This window comes from Aliirhizobium cellulosilyticum, assembly GCF_014198105.1.
In the GTDB taxonomy this organism is placed as follows: Bacteria; Pseudomonadota; Alphaproteobacteria; order Rhizobiales; family Rhizobiaceae; genus Neorhizobium; species Neorhizobium cellulosilyticum.
The window spans coordinates 312,172-329,944 of the sequence record NZ_JACIGW010000002.1 but is presented as its reverse complement, the minus strand read 5'-3'; the positions used below and the strand labels follow the sequence as shown (position 1 = coordinate 329,944).

The following is a 17,773-nucleotide window of genomic DNA, read 5'->3' as shown; positions in this document are numbered from 1 at the left end:
CAGTTAGATCAAAGCTGTTCCAGCATCGCCGCGGCACCCGAGACGGTGGCCTGGCCGGGGCTTTCCTCGATGTTGAGCGACTTCACCACGCCGTCCTCGACCAGCATGGAATAACGCTTCGAGCGCACGCCGAGCCCACCGCCGGAGAGGTCGATGTCGAGGCCCATGGCCTTGGTGAAGGAGGCGTCGAAATCGGCGAGAAAGTGGATCTTGCCGAGCGCGTTGGATTGTTGCGCCCAGGCACCCATCACATGCCAATCGTTGACGGCAACGACAGCGATATCATCGACGCCGCGTGCAAGAATGGCATCGCGGTTTTCAATGTAACCGGGCAGATGGTTGAGCGTGCAGGTCGGCGTGAAGGCGCCGGGTACGGCAAACAACACGACCTTCTTCCCGGCGAAAAGACCGCTGGTTGTCACTTCCACCGGGCCATCTGCCGTCTTTTCCTTGAATGTTGCTTCCGGAAGCTTTTCGCCCACTGCGATCGTCATGTCGTCTCTCCTGCCAATGATCGCCCATGCGATCGTTCGCGGCACTATAAAGTTGGCGAATGACAAGACAAGAGAGGGCAGGGAGAACTGTCGACCAGTTTGCGATCACGGCATGCGGTGCCCGGAAAGGCTCACTCGAAGGCCAGCGAGGTTTCCATGGCGCGCTTGCCGGCAAGCACGAGAATGCCCCAGTGCTTGCCCTTCATGTCATAGCCTTTCGGCAGCTTGCCGACCGGCATGTCGACGGAATAGCTGTCCTCAAGCCGTTCCCCCTTGGTCTCGTTGAACAGCACATGTCCTTCCGGCCCGGTGACGATCACTTGCGGCTTCTTCGGTGCGTCTTTGGGTAATTGCAGCCGCAGCCGCAGCGTGTCGCCGTCGGCGGAAACGGAATAATGCGTGACGGCAAAATCGTCGGACGGATGTTCCGGCAGCTTGCCTTCCGCATCGTTGATGATCATCGCCTCGGCAAAGGACGTGCCGCCATCTGCCTTGAGTCCCAGGTTGAATTCGGCCTGGAAGGGAATGCAGATGTTTCGGCAGATGCCGATAAAGGCAAATGCCGTGATTGCGGATGACTGGTTCGGGTTCTTCACCGAAAGCTCGAAGGGAAAGCTGACAGCCGTATCGTAACCGATATCGCGAACGTCACCATTGTCGAAACGACGCGGCACCGGGTAGGAGATCTTGCTGAGGCTGACGTCGGATGTCTCGGGAAACGAGATATGCGGCGGTATGCCTGCATCGCCCGGTTCGCGCCAATAGGTGATCCAGCCGGCCTTGGGCTCGATTTGCAGCGCGCCGCGCACGGTGCCGCGCGCATCAGGCGCCAGCGCAACGATCCTCATGCGCCCGCCCTCATTGCTCACCCAGTCGGTCGTTTCTGCCTGTACTGAGACCGGCATGAAGGCAGAGGCGAGCAGAAGTGGGATGGCGATGAAAAGGCGGCGGGTGGTGAAAGCGGTCGAGATCATGAGAACGGATTTATCCCAGCAATCCCATGCTCGCCAGCCACGTCTGATGAAAACCAATCATTTTCGGTTGAATGATCCCGTAGACTGCCCCATGTTGCCTTGGAAGGGTCGCCCGATGCGGCCGCCGCCACACGGCGCTTTAAAGGCACACGGGAGGCTCGATGGGAATTACGGCGCTCAAAGACAAGCGTGAACGCGGATTTCTCGACGGCCAGTTCCTGATCGCCATGCCCGGTGTTCAGGACAGTAGTTTCGCTCGCAGTGTTGTTTATATCTGCGCTCATTCACCAACCGGTGCTATGGGTTTCATCATCAACAGGCAGCAGGAACTCTCATTCCCCAACGTGCTTGAATATCTGAAGATCGTTGAGGAACCTCACACCGCCTTTCTTTCGGAACAGGCGCGTTATTTCCCGGTTCTTTACGGCGGTCCGGTGGAAACGGGCAGGGGCTTTGTTCTGCATTCCGACGATTTTTCCTGCGAGTCCTCGATCCCTGTCAGTGACGAGATTTCACTCACCGCAACGCTTGATATTCTAAGGGCGATCGCGGAAGGCCGGGGGCCGACGCGGGCAACTCTGCTTCTCGGCTACGCCGGATGGGGGCCGGGACAGCTTGAGGCCGAAATCAGCAACAACGGCTGGCTCAATTGCGCATCGCAGGATGACATCATTTTCGATCCTTGCGTTGATGCCAAATACGAACGCGCGCTTGCCCTTATGGGCGTCAGCCCGGAAATGCTTTCGACCGAAGCAGGACATGCTTGATCTGTTTCGGTGGAACGATATCCACCCTTCAGAGTTCTATTATCGCAAGGCGTTGAACAACGTCGAAAGAGATAAGGAGAACAAGGAATGGGTAGCACCAGCGATAAGATGGCAGGCAAGGGCAACGAAGTTGCCGGTAAGATCAAGCAGGCCGCAGGTGACATGACCGACAATCCGAAGCTCAAGGCGAAGGGCAACGCCCAGGAAGCCAAGGGCCATGCTCAGCAGGCTAAGGGCAAGATCAAGGAAGCGGGCAAGGATTTCGTTGACCGCATGTAATGTCTGGGACCTGACCAAATCCCGGTAATGTCGGACGGCATAGTCCGAAAAAATGATCTCCAGTAATTTGATAAACCTGTTTCGGCACTGCCGGAGCAGGTTTTCTCTATTCCCCTCCCTCCATCGATGCGGACCAGCCCATGCGCCTCTACGATTGCGATCACTGCGGACAGCCTATCCATTTCGACAACCGGGACTGCATGAATTGCGGCTCCCGTCTGGCCTTCGTGCCGGAGGCGCTTGCCATGCATGCGCTGCAGCCTGTCGAAGGCGAGGAGGTCTGGTTGCTATTCGCCAACCCGCAGCGGAAGGTCCGGCTTTGCGCCAATGCCGGCATGGATATCTGCAACTGGACCGTTCTCGCGGACGATTCCAATCCCTTTTGCCCGGCCTGCCGCCATAACCGTCTGGTACCGGATGCCTCCACCGAGGAGGGATTGCGGCAATGGCGGCGCATCAGCCAGGCTCAGCGTCACCTCTTTTATTCCATGCTGAAATGGAACCTGCCGCGCATCAACCGCGATGAGGATCCTGCAGGCGGTCTCGTTTTCGATTTTCTCGTTGACGAGATCCAAGCCGACGGAACGGTAAAGGCCGCATTGACCGGCCACGAAAACGGCCTCATCGCGATCCGTGCAGCCGAGGCGGACGATGCGACGCGTGAGCAGATCCGCGTGTCGATGAACGAACCTTACCGCACTATGCTCGGCCATTTCCGGCACGAGACCGGCCATTACATCTGGGACAAGATGGTCCGCGACGGCGGCAGGCTGGATGAATTTCGCGCGGTATTCGGTGACGAAACCGTGGATTACGGCGAGGCGCTCAAACGCAATTACGAGGAAGGCCCGCCACCGAACTGGCAGGAATTCTTCATCTCTACCTATGCAAGCTCGCATCCATGGGAGGATTTCGCCGAGAGCTTCGCCCACTATGTCCATATAGTCGACACGCTGGAAACGGCACGAGCCTACGGCATGTCGATAGACCCGCGCAGGCACGAAGAACTATCGGCGGAAGTGGATTTCAATCCCTATCGCGCCGACAGCGCCGAACAGCTCGTGTCCGCCTGGATCCCCTTCAGCCTGGCGATCAACGGTATCCACCGCTCGATGGGGGTGCCTGACCTTTACCCGTTCATCCTGACGCCGGCCGTGACGGCAAAGCTGCAATTCGTGCATGATCTGGTGTTGAGACGGTAGGGCGGAGACGCCCCTTCCCAATCCTCTCCACAAGGGAGAGGGTTTAATCCGACCGCCTCGTCGGACCACAATTGCGGTAAGGAGCGTGCCACGGATTTTCTCCCCGCGTGTTGGCGAGATGGCCGGCAGGCCAGAGGGAGACTGTGGGAAGTTACGCCCGTTTCGTCAGCGGAAACCGTTCCTTCAGTAACCGCAGCATGGCTTCGCTGGTGGCAGGCGGGCCGAACAGGTAGCTCTGGCCGTAGTGGCAGCCCATCTTGGCAAGCTCCATCGCATGCTCATCCGTCTGGATGCCTTCGGCGACGACTGTCATTTCCAGCCCACGGGCCATGGCGATAACGGAGCGCAGCAGGATCGAGCCCTTTTCGCTCATGTCGCTGACAAGCGTCTTGTCGAGCTTGATCATGTCGAACGGAAACTGCGTCAGGTAGGCGAGTGAGGAATAACCGGTGCCGAAATCGTCGAGTGCAAGGCTGAGGCCGGTCTCTTTCAGCTTGGCGAGGATCAGGCGAGCCTGTTCCGGGTTTTCCATCATCAGGGATTCGGTCAGTTCCAGCTTCAACTGGTGCGGATTGACCTGAGTCTTCGAAATCAGTGCCCTGACATCGTTATAAAGGTCCGCATTCAAAAGCTGTGCGCTAGACAGGTTGACGGAAACGAAGATCGGCACTTCACCAGTCTGCTCCTGCCATGAAACCAGGTCCGACGCCGCACGCTCCATCGCAAACACGCCGAGAGGGCCGATAAGGTCGGACATTTCGGCGATCGGGATGAATTCGGCAGGCGGGATGCTGCCACGCTTGGGATGTTCCCATCGCATCAGCGCCTCGAAGCCGGCGATCTCGCCGTCTTTCAGCGATATGATCGGCTGATAGGCGAGCGACAGTTCCTTGCGCTCCAATGCGCGGCGAAGATCCGTTTCGATCTGCAGGCGGTCGGTGCCGGACGTGCGGAAGATCGGCCGGAACGGCTCCACCTTGTTACCGCCGCCGCGCTTGGCCCGATACATTGCAAGTTCCGCGTCCGCCAAAAGCCCCGCGGCGCTTTCCTGCTGGTCGACGAAGGACGCAAGCCCGATCGAGGCGGTCAGTACGATCTCGCGATTGGCATAATTGATCGGCACCATGATGGCCTGCGATACGGCCTCGGCAAAATCGGCGATCTTTGCAGGGTCGCGCTCGGAAACAAGGATCAGGCCGAACTGGTCGCCGGCAAGGCGTGCCAGCGTATCCTGCGGTTTCATTAGGCGGCGCAGGCGCCGGGTGATCGCGATCAGCATATTGTCGCCTGCCGCAATCCCGAGGCTGTCGTTGACCTGCTTGTAGCGATCGAGATCGATTGCCATCACGGTCGGGCGCACGGTGTCGCCGCTGGCGGCAAGTGTCAGAACGCCCTGCAGGCGATCGAGGAAGATCTGCCGGTTCGGCAAGCCTGTCAGGTTGTCGTGCAACGCATCCTGCAACAGCCGTTCGACCGAATTTTTCTGTTCGGTCACATCGACGATCGTGCCGACACAGCGGATGATCTCGCCGTTCGAGCCAAGCACGGGCCGCGCACGGATCTGCAGCCAGTGAAAATGTCCATCCTCGGCGCGAATGCGGAATTCGTGATGCAGGCGGCCGCGGCGATGTTCGAGCAGCACGTCGAGCGTGGCACGGAACCGGTCGCGGTCGTCGGGGTGGAGGCGGGGAACCCAGTTGCGCACCGGACCATGCATGGCGCCGGCCTCAAGCCCGAGACGGCCCGAAATATCTGGGGTCGTGACGACACGATCACGCGCGACATCCCAGTCCCACACGGTATCGCCGGAGCCGGTCAGCGCCAGTGACTGCCGTTCCAGATCGGAGAACAGGCCCTGCTGATAGGCGCCGCCGGCAAAGGCGTGCTGCATGACCGTAAAGCCGATCAGAAGAACGATCAGCACCAGACCACCGCCGAGCGCCGGCTGAATGATGTCGTTGTCGAGCTGCCCTGTCACCGTCAGCCAGCTGCCGAACAGCCAGACGAGGATCAGCGTCCAGGTCGGCACCAGCAGGATCGCCCGGTCGTAGCGGTTGAAGCCGAGATAGATGATCAGCAGGATGCCGACCGTACCCGTCAGCGCGAAGGAAAGCCGGGCGATACCGGCCGCAACGGAAGGGTCATAGATCGCCACGCCGCCGAGCAGCACCAGTCCGACGACCCAGGCAAGCGTCGCGTAACCCAGATGCACATGCCAGCGGTTGAGGTTCAGATAGGTGAACAGGAAGATGACGAGCGACGAGGCGAGCGCCACTTCCGCACCCGCACGCCATATTCGCTGGTCGCTGGATGTGATGGTGATCAGCTTGTCGAGGAAGCCGAAGTCGACGCAGATATAGGCGAGCACGGCCCAGGCAAGCGCTGCCGCCGCCGGTAGCATCGATGTGCCCTTGACGACGAACAGGATCGTCAGAAACACCGCCAGAAGACCCGCAATGCCAAGCACTATGCCGCGATAGAGTGTGAACGAGTTGACCGTATCCTTGTAGGCGTCCGGCTGCCAGAGGTAGATTTGCGGCAGCGAAGGGCTGGCCAGTTCGGCAACAAACGTGATCGTCGATCCCGGATTGAGCGTGATGCGGAACACGTCTGCATCGGGGCTCGGCAGACGATCGAGCGAGAAACCTTCCGATGGAGTAATCGCGGTAATACGCTGCGAACCGAGATCCGGCCAGAACACCTTCGATCCGACAAGGCGAAAATGCGGTGCGACGATGACGCGCTCCAGCTGCTCTTCCGAGACGTTGGAAAGTGCAAAAACCGCCCAGTCGCCCTGGTGCCCGGGATTGCTGGATCTGACTTCGATGCGTCGCCGAATCCCGTCACCGCCCGCCGCCGTGGAAACCTGGAAAGCCTCGCCCTGATTGGTATAGATGTCGGTCGTGGCCGTCAGGTCGAGCGCCGTGTCGTCACGCGAAATTTTCACCGGCTCGGCGGCACGCGCACCGTTAAGCCCGAAGGCCAGAATGGCGACGATCATCAGCAGCAGAAACTTCAGGCCAAAGGCCCGATACGCAGAACTAAAACGCATACCGTCAATCATGGTCCGACCATTTTCCCGAATTCGCCGTCTTCCGGCAACCGGGAAAACATCATGTGGTCACGCCATTCGCCGTTTATTTTGAGATACTTCCGCAAAAGACCTTCCCGCTCGAAGCCGGCTTTTTCTAGAAGCCGCATGCTTTTCCAATTGTCCGGAATACAAGCTGCCTCGATCCGGTGCAACTGAAGTCCGCCATAGATATACGGGATTGCCACTCTCAATGCGGCCAACATATGGCCTTGGCCCGCATGTTTTTCACCCATCCAATATCCGATCATGCAGCTTTGTGCTGCACCCCGGCGAATATAGCCGATGGTAAGTCCCCCGAGCAGGGTCATGTCGTCCTTGCGGAAAAGCAGCATGGGCATGGCGAGACCCGACGCACATTCCTGGTTTGCGCGCAGGATTCGGGCGCGAAACGAGCTTTCCGTCAGTTCGTCGGCCCGCCAGGTCGGTTCCCACGGCTGAAGGAAGCTGCGGCTCTCGGAACGCAGACGATACCATTGCTTGTAATCGGAATTATGCGGCAGCCTCAAAAGATGCTGAGGTCCGGATAACTCGGGCGTGTCCGGCTGACGGGACAGAAACCGAAACACCGATCTACCCATTGTGCTTCGGAGCCTCTGTTCAGCTGGCGGCTTTTGCCTTGATGACAGGTGAGGATAGAGCCGAGGCGATATCGGACATCGGCGCGAGCTTCTCGATCGGGCCGACGGCCGAAAGGGTCGGTACGGTGTCGAAGAACAGGCGGCCTGCCAGATCGGTCAGCCGCTCGGTGGTAATGCCTGCGAGACGCTCCATCATCTCTTCGTTGGGGATAGAGCGACCATAAAGCATCATCTGCCGGGCGATCTGGCCGGCGCGGGCGGCAGGGCTTTCCTGACCCATGAGCAGCTGCGCGCGAATTTGTGCGCGAGCCCGGTCGATTTCCACCTGATGGATCGTGTCGGCAGACTTGTGCAACTCGTCGATGATGACCGGGATCAGCTTCGGCAGATCGTCAGCACCGGTTGCTGCGTGAATGCCGAAAATGCCGGTATCGGAAAAGCCCCAGTGGAAGGCATAGACCGAGTAACAGAGGCCGCGATGCTCGCGCACTTCCTGAAACAGGCGCGAAGACATGCCGCCGCCGAGAATATTGGCGAGGATCTGCGAACAGTAGAAATCGCGCATATGATAGGCCTTGCCCTCGAAGCCGAGCAGGACCTGTGTATCCATGAGGTCGCGTTCCTCACGAATATCGCCGCCGATATAGCGTGCAGCATCAAAGACGGGCGGTGCGCTGGGCGAAGTCGGCAGACCGGCAAAACGCTCTTCCACCTGTTTGCAGAAGGTCTGGTGGTCGACCGCACCGGCGGCCACCACGAACATCCGGTCGGTCGTATAATTGCGCGAAAGGTAGCCGCGAATCTGACTCGGCGTGAAGCTTTTCACCCGTTCCGGTGTGCCGAGGATGGCGCGCCCGATCGTCTGGCCACGATAAGCGACTTCGGAGAATTTGTCGAAGACGACATCGTCGGGCGTGTCGTTGGCCGCACCGATTTCCTGCAGGATCACGTGCTTTTCGCGGCGCAGTTCTTCCTCGTCGAATTCCGACTCCGTCAGGATATCGGCAAGGATATCGACCGCCAGCGGCACATGATCCTTGAGCACGCGGGCATAATAGGATGTCGTTTCCGTAGAGGTCGCGGCATTCAGCTCTCCCCCGACATCCTCGATCTCCTCGGCGATGTCGCGGGCGCTGCGCCGTGCTGTTCCCTTGAAGGCCATGTGCTCAAGCAGATGGGCGATGCCATGCTCTTCTTCGGTCTCGTTGCGAGAACCCGACTTGATCCACACGCCGAGTGCCACGCTTTCCAGATGTGGCATGCTTTCGGTGACGACAGTCAGCCCGGAGGGGAGCCGGGTAATCTCTACATTCATACTATGTCTTTCCGGCGCGCCGTTACTTGGCCCGGGCGTTGCTGCCGATGAAGGTCTCGACGGCTTTCAGCTCCGGTTCCAGTATATCGAAGCGCTCCTCCCTTTGCATAAGATCAGACAACCATGATGGGAGCGCGGGATCAATTCCGCAAGCGGATTTTACCGCAGCCGGGAATTTGGCCGGATGCGCCGTCGACAGCGTTACCATCGGGCTGGACGGCTTGGCATTCTTGGCGGCGACGAAGACGCCGGTCGCCGTATGCGGGTCGAGAAGGTAACCGGTGGCCGAAAGCGTCTCGCGGATCGTGGCGGCAACTTGGCGTTCGGTAGCACGTCCGGCGCGGAACTCGCGCTTGATCGCCTTCAGCGCCTTTTCCTTGATCTCGAACGAACCGGATTGCTTCAACCCGTCCATCGAGCGGCGCACTGCTGAGTCGTCGCGATCATAGGCTTCGAACAGCAGGCGTTCGAAGTTGGATGAGATCTGGATGTCCATCGAAGGCGAGGTCGTCGCTTTGACGCCCTTCATCTCGTAACGGCCGGTCTTCAGCGTGCGGGCCAGGATGTCGTTGTCATTGGTGGCGATGACGAGGCGATCGATCGGCAGGCCCATCTTCTTGGCCACATATCCCGCAAAGATATCGCCGAAATTGCCGGTCGGCACGGTGAACGAGATTTTCCGGTCCGGTCCGCCAAGCGAGATAGCAGCGGTGAAATAATAGACCACCTGGGACATGATGCGCGCCCAGTTGATCGAGTTGACGCCCGAAAGCTTGACCTTGTCACGGAAGGCCGCGTCGTTGAACATCTCTTTGACGAGGTTCTGGCAGTCGTCGAAATTGCCCTTCACAGCGATCGCGTGCACGTTGGACGCGGAAGAAGAGGTCATCTGCCGCTGCTGCACCGGCGAGACCTTCTCATGCGGGAAGAGAATGAAGATGTCGGTGCGCTCGCGGCCGGCAAATGCATCGATCGCAGCACCGCCGGTATCGCCCGATGTGGCGCCGACGATCGTCGCGCGTTCACCGCGCTCGGCAAGCACATGGTCCATCAGGCGCGCAAGCAATTGCATCGCCACGTCCTTGAAGGCGAGTGTCGTGCCGTGGAAGAGTTCGAGAATGAAATCGTTCGGCCCGACCTGCACCAGCGGCACCACGGCCGGGTGGCGGAAAGTGGCATAGGCCTCGTCGATCATGGCCTTCAGCTTGTCATCGGCAATCTCGCCATCGACGAAAAGCGACAGGATCTCGAAGGCGACTTCCTGGTAGGATTTGCCGCGCAGGGCACGGATCTGTTTTTTCGAAAGGGTAGGCCATTTGCGCGGGACATACAGACCGCCGTCTTTTGCAAGCCCGGCCATGAGCGCATCCCGAAAGCCGAGAGCGGGTGCCGTACCACGGGTAGAAATGTATTCCACGACCTTGAATCCCTAATCGATTTTTGTTCTGACCGCTGATATAGACTATCGAAATCGGCGGTGAAAGACCGGAAAATGCCGGGTCGGTACCGTATCGGAAACGAGGCTGCAAAGGGTTGAGTAACGTGGTTGGCAAGTTCTCTCGCGGTTTTCTGACGTTGTCTTTGGTGGCTGGCTTAGGTGGCTGCAATTCTGCTTCGCAGGGACTGGACCTGAGTTCCAACGCTGCTCCTGCCAATGCCCAGCCGGTTCAGGCTGTCGTGCAGGCCTACTGCCCACAGGTGGTTATGCGTGACCAGGATGCCGTCTATCGCTCCTATGCGCGCGGCGGGCAGGATAACCCTGACAAACTTCTCTACCAGGCCTCGTTCAACGACGCGACGCGCCAGTGCACGGCAAACGAAACCACGATGACCATTAATCTCATCGCCCAGGGCCGTGTCGTGCAGGGACCTGCCGGCACGCCGGGTTCCGTCACTCTGCCGGTTCTGGTCGAGGTGGTCGATGGTGACAACGTGCTCTATTCGCAGAAGGTGGCCTTCCCGGTCGAGATCCCGGTGGGCGGCACACAGTTCATCTTCTCCAAGGCCGACGTGCAGATCCCGAACAATGCAGGCGGCGCAACGCGTTTCACCCGCGTTCGTCTCGGTTTCGACACCGGCCCGGCCAAGAAGCCGCGCCGGTCCTGATTTCGACCTTGTGAAAGAACCGCCAGCCGCTGCGGGAAACGGTCGCCATTAAGGCTCCGTTAACCATAATTCCTTAACTCATATTAGCAGATCATTAAGGGTGCTTCGCCCTGAACTGCCCTGCGTGAGGTGGGAATGTCTGCTCCGGCGATCTCGGCGGGCGCGAAACGGCGTCTCAAGCTATACACGGCCATCGTCTCGGTGGCCTGGCTGCTGCCGGCTGCCGCCTCGGCGCAATCCACCTGGACGGGCACCTCCGATAATGACTTCTCCAACGGCGCCAACTGGACACCGGCAGCACCCGGTGCGACCGGCAGTGCCGCAATCGGTTCCGGCGCACCGACCGTCTCGACGGATACGACCGTCAGCACGGTCGATGTTTCCGGCGGCACGCTGCATGTTGACGCCGATCTTTCGGCGGCCGGCGGTACCAGCCTTGCCGATCCGGGGCGCATCGAAATCTCCACTGGCGGAAGGCTATCCTCGGATGTCGGGATGAGTGGCGGCAATCTCGCCAATTCAGGCACGCTGGACGGCAACCTGCATATGACCGGCGGCGAGACGGTCAACGACGGCACGATCACCGGCACCGCGACCATCGACGACGGCAAGCTCACCAACAATTTTGTCGTAACCAATGTCGATGTGTCGGCCGCTGCCGAATTCGTCAACAACTCTGGCGCTGAGGCAGGAAATGTCACCAGTGCCGGCACGTCGTCGAATGCCGGAACGATAACGTCGCTGACCAACACGGGCGGCTCCTTCACCAACAACAGCGGCGGCAGGATTACCGGCGATACGAACGTCATCGGCGGGACGGTGACCAATAATTTCGTCGTCACCTATGTGGATGTCGCGGCTGCGGCGATTTTCGTCAACAACTCGGGCGCGACTGCAAGTGCCGTCACCAACGCCGGCACATCGTCGAATGCCGGCACGATTGCCTCGCTGACCAATACCGGTGGAACTTTCACCAACAATGCCGGCGGCACGATCACTGGAACGACGGTGATTTCCGGCGGTACTTTGACCAACAATTTCGTCGTTACCGATGTGGACGTGGCCGCCGCTGCAATCTTCGTCAACAATACCGGTGCCTCGGCAGGCGATGTGACGAATGCCGGTAATTCCTCGAACGCCGGTACGATCGCCTCGCTGACCAATACCGGCGGCACTTTCACCAACAACGATGGCGGCACGATCACCGGTAATACAGTGGTATCCGGCGGCACGCTCGTCAACAATTTCGTCGTCACCGATGTCGATGTTGCGGCAGCAGCCAGCTTCGTCAATAACTCGGGCGCGACGGCGGGTGATGTCACCAATGCTGGCAGCGCCTCGAATGCGGGAACGATTGCCTCGCTCACCAATACCGGCGGCACGTTCACCAATAATGATACCGGCACGATCACCGGCGACGCGACCATAGCCGATGGCACGCTGGTCAACGACGGCACCATTGGCGGCACGATCGGTATCGGCTCGGACGGCGTGCTGGCCGGCTCCGGCGCGATCGGTGGGCTGACCGTTGGCTCCGGAGGCACCTTCGCCCCGGGTCCCGGTATCGCGACCGTTGCAGTGAACGGCGATGTCACCTTCGAAAAGGGCTCTACCTATCAGGTTGAAACCGATGCATCCGGCCTGTCCGACCGCCTCGATGCCGCCGGAAGCGTGACGATAAACGGCGGCACGGTTGATGTCCTGGCCGGGTCGGGCACCTATTCTCTGGCCACCACCTACACGATCCTGACCGGCGACAGCGTCACCGGCACCTTCGATGAGGTCAATTCCGATCTGGCCTTCCTGTCGCCGATCCTCAGCTACGACCCGACCACGGTGACATTGGGCCTTTACCGCAACGACGTCGATTTCGCCGATGTGACGGAGACGCGCAATACGCGCGCGACGGCCGAGGCGGTCCAATCTCTCGGTGCCACCAATTCCGTCTTCCTCGGCGTGCTTCCGCTGAACGCTACCGGTGCCCGCGATGCCTTTTCGCAACTGAGCGGCGAGCTGCATGCCTCGCTGAAAAGCCAGTTGCTGCAGCAGGCAGGCCTTGCCCGCGAGGCGGTGATCGACCGGATCAACGGCAATGTACCGGTTAAGGAAACCGAAGGCGGCGCAAGTTTCTGGATGACCGGTATCGCCGCGACCGACCGCTTCGACAGCGACGGCAATGCTGCAGATATGAATGGCCATATCGCGGGCCTGTTTGCCGGCATCGACGCCGATGTCTCGGAGCATTGGCGTATCGGCGGCCTGTTCGGTTACACGAATGCGTCTGCGGGCACCGATGCCGACTGGGACAGTTACAGCGCCGGTCTTTATGCTGCGGCCGATTGGGGAAGGCTCAACTTCACGACGGGCGCGATCTATTCAAGAAACGATATCTCTACCGAACGGAATATCGCTTTCGGCGCATTCGAGGACCAGCTTGAAGCCGATTACCAGAGCGCGACGCGGCAGGTTTTTGCCGATCTCGGCTGGCGCGAGAAGGTCGGTGCCGCCACGCTCGAGCCTTTTGCCAATCTCGCCCATATCAATCTCGAAACCGATGGTTTTCGCGAACAAGGCGGTGCGGCAGCGCTTTCGGCAAATGGCAACACGGATGACGTGACGCTGACCACCCTTGGCCTCAGATGGTCCGCCGATATCGGCAATGCGGATCTGCCGGCGACCTTTTCCGGCATGCTGGGTTGGCGTCACGTGATCGGCGATCTGACGCCATCCTCGCGGTTTGCCTTCTCGTCCGGCAGCCCCTTCGTCATTGAAGGCGTCTCATTGCCGCGCGATACGGCCGTGCTGGAGGCTTCACTCACCGCGCAGATCTCCAAGACGGCACGGGTTAAGCTCAGCTATTCGGGCGAGTTCGCCCACTCCTTTGCCGCCCATGCGGCAAAGGCAAGTCTCGTCGTAGACTTCTAGAAATCAGATCGCGTCGGCCCATTCGCCGAGTGCGGCAACCACGGCCGGCAGGTCCTGCATGCGCGAGATCACCGTTTCGGCACCCGCATCCGTCAGGCGGTCAGCGTGGCTCGGATAGGTATGCGATGCGCCGGTAAAGCCGACGACCCGCATGCCCGCAGCTCTGGCAGCGTGGACGCCATGGGTCGAATCCTCGACCACCAGGCAGCGCGACGGATCGACACCGAACTGCTGCGCGCCATGCAAAAAGATGTCCGGCTTCGGCTTGACCCGATCCGGTCCCAGATCCTTGGCCGAATAGATATGCGGCGCGAAATAGGGTTTGAGGCCGACCTTGGTCAGCATCATGTCCAGCCGTGCGCTGGAGGAATTGGAGCAGATGCAGCGCTGTGTCGTCAGCCGGGCAAGTGCGAACTTCACGCCCTCGATGATCTTCACATCGCGTTCCAGCCGGGCATCGAGCAGCTTTTCCGACTTGTCGAGCAGCGAGGCGGAAAGCGGAATATCGGCTTCCTTCTCGATGCTAAGCAGGATGTTCTTCCAGGTCATGCCGGCAAAACGCTCACCCATTTCCTCGACGCTGATCGGGTAACCGGCTTCCGTCAGCAGCTGGGATTCCACCCTTGCAGCAATGATTTCGGAATCGACGAGCACGCCGTCGCAATCGAAGAGGATGAGGTCGAAACCGCTCATGATGGAGATATACCCTTTTAAGACGTCAGCCGCCTTCTAGCGGATGGGTGCCGGAAGCTCAACCAGTACGGTCGCATGGCTGGGTCAATCGGGGCGGGAGGCTGCTCACTTCAATATGGGGTATCGAGCGGGAACTGTAGCAAAAACCTCCGCTCGCCTTCGGGCGAAAAGAGTACCGCACGGCTCTCCTCGCTGCGTCGCGCCCAGCCCTGGGCGAGCATATGGGCAAGCAGCGCCTTGCCGAGCGTGCCTGCCAGATGCGACCGGCGCTCGCTCCAGTCGAGGCAGGATTTGCACAAGGGGCGGCGGCTGGAGGCGAGGGCTGATAAATCGATGCCGAAGGCTGAGAGCTGCGCGCGGCCCTTTTCCGTCACCGAAAGGTTCTCCCCATCCGACGCGATCTCGCCATGGCAGACGAAACTGTCGAGCATCCGCACGCCGAAATCGCCGGCAAGGTGATCGTAGCAGACGCGCGCCTTTCTGAGCGCCGGGTCCTTTGGTCCCGGCCTGTAACGCAGATGTCCGCGGCTTGAGGCAAACCCCATCATCGTTTCGATCAACCGGGCTGCCGCTTCGTCGGCCAGCGCGAAATAGCGATGCCGCCCCTGCTTGCGCTGGGATAAAAGCCCGCCGGCCTCAAGTTTGGAAAGATGTGTGCTCGCCGTCTGCAACGTGATCCCGCCAATGGCTGCAAGCTCGGTCGCGGTCAGCGCCCGCCCACCGGTGAGTGCTGCCAGCATGTTGGCGCGGGCGGGGTCGCCGATCAGAGCGGCGATCTGGGCAATGTCTGGACCTTCGTTCATGCGAAAGCTTCTAGCATGTTTTTGCAATCGATACTTCGATCGCTATCGAAGCATTCTCGCTAACCAGCATGGCAAAACACCCCGTCACGAGGAAAACGAAGCCAAGGGAAATGCCATGATCACCTGTTTCATCCGTTACGAGATCGACCCATTCAAGCGCGACCGTTTCGAACAATATGCCCGCGCCTGGGGCCAGTCGATCCCGCGCAACGGTGCCGATCTGATCGGCTATTTCGGTCCGCACGAAGGATCGGCCAACATCGCTTACGGCATCTATAATATCGAGAACCTGGCGGCCTACGAGGCCTATCGCGCCCGGCTGGCCGTCGATTCGCTTGGCCGGGAGAATTACGAATTCGCCAAGCGCGAACGTTTCATACTCAAGGAAGACCGCATCTTTCTGAAAAATATGTCTCTGCCGCATGGAGCTTTTGAAAAACTATGATCGCCGTCATCTTCGAAGTTGTGCCCTATATGGGCGAACGCCACCGTTATCTCGATCTGGCCGGTGATTTGCGCGCCGAGCTTGAAAAGATCGATGGCTTCATCTCCATCGAACGGTTCGAGAGCCTGACGATGCGCGGTAAGCTTCTCTCGCTCTCCTTCTGGCGCGATGAAGACGCGGTTAAGGCATGGCGTAATGTCGAGGCGCATCGCGCCGCGCAGCAGGCCGGGCGTAACGGCATCTTCGCCGATTACCGACTGCGGATCGGTCATGTCCTGCGTGATTACGGTATGTTCGAGCGCGACGACGCGCCGACGGATAGCCGGCAGGTGCATGCGGCATAAGCCGGGTCAGACGGTGTAGCGCGCCTCGGCAAGGTCGATCTCGCGGATGAGCTTGCGGGCGATCTCCTCGGAGACCTTTCGGGCGCGGCTGAGGCGAAAGATCTCGTCGCGCTCGGCACGCAGTGCTGCGAGCCGCAGCCGCTTGTCCACCTCTTCCATCCGCCGGACCTCTTCGGCCTCGTCACCGATCTTCGAGCGCCCGTCGATACGTTGTCGGTAAAGTTCCATCAGCCGAGTGCCGACTTCGCCATAGAGATCGGCATCCGTGCGGCCCTCGCTCATCGCGTGCTGCAGTTTCTCGATCATTCGGATTGCGGCCTCCGCCGAGGCGATACGCGCCGTATCCTCTTCCTGGTGATGGTCGGGCTCGGGTGGAAGTTCGAGATCCTTCAGCAGGAAAGGCAGGCCGACGCTGGCCGCAACCAGCGAGAAGATGATCACGCCGGCCGCAAGGAAGATCGCAAGGTCGCGGGCCGGGAAGGGCGTGATGCCGTCATCGAGAAAGAAGGGCAGCGTCAGGATACCGGCAAGCGTGATGGCGCCGCGCACGCCGGCGAGTGAGGTGGCGACCAACAGTTTCCAATGCGGCTTGTGGATCTCCTGTCCACGGCGGGCTGCCCGGAACAGGGTGAAATGCAGCGATACCCACACCCACACGAAACGAAGTGCGGCAAGCGCTGCGTTGATCGCGATCACGTATGCGATCAACCAGATTGGATCTACATGCCCGGTCTCGGTGACAACCCGTGCCGCACCCGAGATGATGCCCGGCAACTGCTCGCCGAGCAGCACGAAGATGATGCCGTTCAGCGCAAACTGCACCGTATCCCACACGGCATTGCGCCTGACGCGGGTAATGCCGAGCGCTTTGCCCCGCAGTTCGGCATAACTCATGGTAATGCCGGCGGCGACAGCGGCAAGAATGCCGGAACAATGCAGGTGTTCGGCAACCAGATAGGCGCCGAAGGGAATGAGAAGGCTGATCAGGATCTGCGCGCCTGGGTCTTCGCCGAGCTTGCGGGAAACGGTGTCCTTTATCCGCACGACAAGCCACGTCACGCCGAAGCCGATAAGAATGCCGCCGATCGCGACCCAAAGAAACGTGCCCAGCGCGTCCGTCAGCGAGAATGTGCCAGTGACGGCCGCCGCAACGGCAAACCGCATGCAGACAAGGCCGGATGCGTCGTTGAGCAGCGATTCCCCTTCGAGAATGTGCATCAACCGGGGAGGGATCGGCACGCGCGCCGCAATCGCCGAGACCGCGACCGGATCGGTCGGCGAAACAATGGCGGCAAGTGCGAAGGCGACCGCAAGCGGCATGGCCGGGATCATCCAGTGGATCAGAAGCCCGACGCCGACGACCGTGAACACCACGAGCCCGAGCGCCAGTTCCAGGATGACGCCCTTGTCGCGGAACAGCCCTTCCTTCGGAATGCGCCAGCCATCGAGAAACAGAAGCGGCGGCAGAAACAGCAGGAAAAAGATATCCGGTTCCAGCACCACACCATCGCCGGTGATCCCGGTGATCGCAGCCCCGAAGGCGATCTGGATCAGAGGTAGCGGAACGGGCAGCGGAAGCAGCCTGGAGATCGTGCCGCTGAGGATGACGGCAAGCAGCAGGACCAGGGCTATCGTGATACTGTCCATGGTTTTTCCATTCCCTGCTGTTCCAAATCAAGGCCCTGAATAGGAAAGCCGTCCACGCTAGGCAAGGGCGGAAACTGGCTGTTTGGCAGATGCGGGCATCATCTTCC

The 17,773-nt window shown here is 60.0% G+C and carries 15 protein-coding genes and 1 pseudogene; 7 read left to right on the top strand and 9 right to left on the bottom strand.

Features of this window, described 5'->3' with window-relative positions:
* Positions 1–8: 8 nt before the first annotated feature.
* The gene (locus GGE33_RS10500) at positions 9–494 is read right to left on the bottom strand and encodes a peroxiredoxin (RefSeq protein ID WP_148144079.1); all 486 of its coding nucleotides are present in this window, start codon (positions 492–494) and stop codon (positions 9–11) included.
* A gap of 131 nt (positions 495–625) precedes the next feature.
* The gene (locus GGE33_RS10495; protein ID WP_183822948.1) at positions 626–1,468 is read right to left on the bottom strand and encodes a protein-disulfide reductase DsbD domain-containing protein; all 843 of its coding nucleotides are present in this window, start codon (positions 1,466–1,468) and stop codon (positions 626–628) included.
* Between the two features lie 161 nt (positions 1,469–1,629).
* Between GGE33_RS10495 and GGE33_RS10490 the strand changes: the two genes are divergently transcribed.
* The 3 genes from GGE33_RS10490 (at position 1,630) to GGE33_RS10480 (ending at position 3,716) form a co-directional block, all read left to right on the top strand.
* On the top strand, positions 1,630–2,235 hold the full coding sequence (locus GGE33_RS10490) for a YqgE/AlgH family protein (RefSeq protein ID WP_183822946.1): 606 nt from the start codon (positions 1,630–1,632) through the stop codon (positions 2,233–2,235).
* 87 nt (positions 2,236–2,322) lie between these two features.
* The gene (locus GGE33_RS10485; protein ID WP_148144076.1) at positions 2,323–2,514 is read left to right on the top strand and encodes a CsbD family protein; all 192 of its coding nucleotides are present in this window, start codon (positions 2,323–2,325) and stop codon (positions 2,512–2,514) included.
* Between the two features lie 140 nt (positions 2,515–2,654).
* Positions 2,655–3,716, top strand: coding sequence for a zinc-binding metallopeptidase family protein (locus GGE33_RS10480; RefSeq protein ID WP_183822944.1), 1,062 nt, complete (start codon positions 2,655–2,657; stop codon positions 3,714–3,716).
* A 151-nt stretch (positions 3,717–3,867) separates the two neighbouring features.
* Here the strand turns inward: GGE33_RS10480 and GGE33_RS10475 are convergent.
* From GGE33_RS10475 to thrC, 4 genes and pseudogenes are all read right to left on the bottom strand, one after another.
* Positions 3,868–6,681: pseudogene (locus GGE33_RS10475) on the bottom strand (EAL domain-containing protein); the annotation flags it as partial.
* A 95-nt stretch (positions 6,682–6,776) separates the two neighbouring features.
* Positions 6,777–7,388, bottom strand: a complete 612-nt coding sequence (locus tag GGE33_RS10470; protein WP_183822942.1) for a GNAT family N-acetyltransferase — start codon at positions 7,386–7,388, stop codon at positions 6,777–6,779.
* Positions 7,389–7,407: 19 nt separating this feature from the next.
* A complete protein-coding gene (locus GGE33_RS10465; RefSeq protein WP_148144073.1) occupies positions 7,408–8,703 on the bottom strand; it encodes a M16 family metallopeptidase in 1,296 nt (431 codons plus the stop codon).
* Between the two features lie 22 nt (positions 8,704–8,725).
* Positions 8,726–10,120 carry a threonine synthase gene (thrC, locus tag GGE33_RS10460; protein WP_183822940.1) on the bottom strand — a complete coding sequence of 465 codons (1,395 nt, stop codon included), beginning with the start codon at positions 10,118–10,120 and terminating at the stop codon, positions 8,726–8,728.
* A gap of 125 nt (positions 10,121–10,245) precedes the next feature.
* Between thrC and GGE33_RS10455 the strand changes: the two genes are divergently transcribed.
* Together GGE33_RS10455 and GGE33_RS10450 are read left to right on the top strand one after the other, a co-directional pair.
* Positions 10,246–10,809 carry a PilZ domain-containing protein gene (locus tag GGE33_RS10455; protein ID WP_148144110.1) on the top strand — a complete coding sequence of 188 codons (564 nt, stop codon included), beginning with the start codon at positions 10,246–10,248 and terminating at the stop codon, positions 10,807–10,809.
* 135 nt (positions 10,810–10,944) lie between these two features.
* A complete protein-coding gene (locus GGE33_RS10450) occupies positions 10,945–13,734 on the top strand; it encodes an autotransporter outer membrane beta-barrel domain-containing protein (RefSeq protein WP_183822937.1) in 2,790 nt (929 codons plus the stop codon).
* Positions 13,735–13,737: 3 nt separating this feature from the next.
* Here the strand turns inward: GGE33_RS10450 and GGE33_RS10445 are convergent, their stop codons facing one another.
* Together GGE33_RS10445 and GGE33_RS10440 are read right to left on the bottom strand one after the other, a co-directional pair.
* On the bottom strand, positions 13,738–14,427 hold the full coding sequence (locus tag GGE33_RS10445) for an HAD family hydrolase (RefSeq protein WP_148144070.1): 690 nt from the start codon (positions 14,425–14,427) through the stop codon (positions 13,738–13,740).
* Between the two features lie 110 nt (positions 14,428–14,537).
* On the bottom strand, positions 14,538–15,230 hold the full coding sequence (locus GGE33_RS10440; RefSeq protein ID WP_148144069.1) for an ArsR/SmtB family transcription factor: 693 nt from the start codon (positions 15,228–15,230) through the stop codon (positions 14,538–14,540).
* Positions 15,231–15,345: 115 nt separating this feature from the next.
* Here GGE33_RS10440 and GGE33_RS10435 point away from each other — a divergent pair, with 115 nt between their 5' ends.
* Together GGE33_RS10435 and GGE33_RS10430 are read left to right on the top strand one after the other, a co-directional pair.
* Entirely contained in the window at positions 15,346–15,675 is a 330-nt protein-coding gene (locus GGE33_RS10435; RefSeq protein ID WP_183822935.1) for an NIPSNAP family protein, read from the top strand.
* Positions 15,672–16,019, top strand: coding sequence for an antibiotic biosynthesis monooxygenase family protein (locus GGE33_RS10430; RefSeq protein ID WP_183822933.1), 348 nt, complete (start codon positions 15,672–15,674; stop codon positions 16,017–16,019). The genes GGE33_RS10435 and GGE33_RS10430 overlap by 4 nt, the downstream gene beginning before the upstream one ends.
* 6 nt (positions 16,020–16,025) lie before the next feature.
* Here GGE33_RS10430 and GGE33_RS10425 read toward each other — a convergent pair whose 3' ends face one another.
* Positions 16,026–17,666, bottom strand: coding sequence for a Na+/H+ antiporter (locus GGE33_RS10425; RefSeq protein ID WP_183822931.1), 1,641 nt, complete (start codon positions 17,664–17,666; stop codon positions 16,026–16,028).
* Positions 17,667–17,773: the final 107 nt, after the last annotated feature.

Bases quoted from the DNA above. Each gene is read 5' to 3' on its own strand.
- GGE33_RS10500 (WP_148144079.1), bottom strand. From the start codon at position 494: ATGACGATCGCAGTGGGCGAAAAGCTTCCGGAAGCAACATTCAAGGAA.
- GGE33_RS10495 (WP_183822948.1), bottom strand. From the start codon at position 1,468: ATGATCTCGACCGCTTTCACCACCCGCCGCCTTTTCATCGCCATCCCA.
- GGE33_RS10490 (WP_183822946.1), top strand. From the start codon at position 1,630: ATGGGAATTACGGCGCTCAAAGACAAGCGTGAACGCGGATTTCTCGAC.
- GGE33_RS10485 (WP_148144076.1), top strand. From the start codon at position 2,323: ATGGGTAGCACCAGCGATAAGATGGCAGGCAAGGGCAACGAAGTTGCC.
- GGE33_RS10480 (WP_183822944.1), top strand. From the start codon at position 2,655: ATGCGCCTCTACGATTGCGATCACTGCGGACAGCCTATCCATTTCGAC.
- GGE33_RS10470 (WP_183822942.1), bottom strand. From the start codon at position 7,388: ATGGGTAGATCGGTGTTTCGGTTTCTGTCCCGTCAGCCGGACACGCCC.
- GGE33_RS10465 (WP_148144073.1), bottom strand. From the start codon at position 8,703: ATGAATGTAGAGATTACCCGGCTCCCCTCCGGGCTGACTGTCGTCACC.
- GGE33_RS10450 (WP_183822937.1), top strand. From the start codon at position 10,945: ATGTCTGCTCCGGCGATCTCGGCGGGCGCGAAACGGCGTCTCAAGCTA.
- GGE33_RS10445 (WP_148144070.1), bottom strand. From the start codon at position 14,427: ATGAGCGGTTTCGACCTCATCCTCTTCGATTGCGACGGCGTGCTCGTC.
- GGE33_RS10440 (WP_148144069.1), bottom strand. From the start codon at position 15,230: ATGAACGAAGGTCCAGACATTGCCCAGATCGCCGCTCTGATCGGCGAC.
- GGE33_RS10435 (WP_183822935.1), top strand. From the start codon at position 15,346: ATGATCACCTGTTTCATCCGTTACGAGATCGACCCATTCAAGCGCGAC.
- GGE33_RS10430 (WP_183822933.1), top strand. From the start codon at position 15,672: ATGATCGCCGTCATCTTCGAAGTTGTGCCCTATATGGGCGAACGCCAC.
- GGE33_RS10425 (WP_183822931.1), bottom strand. From the start codon at position 17,666: ATGGACAGTATCACGATAGCCCTGGTCCTGCTGCTTGCCGTCATCCTC.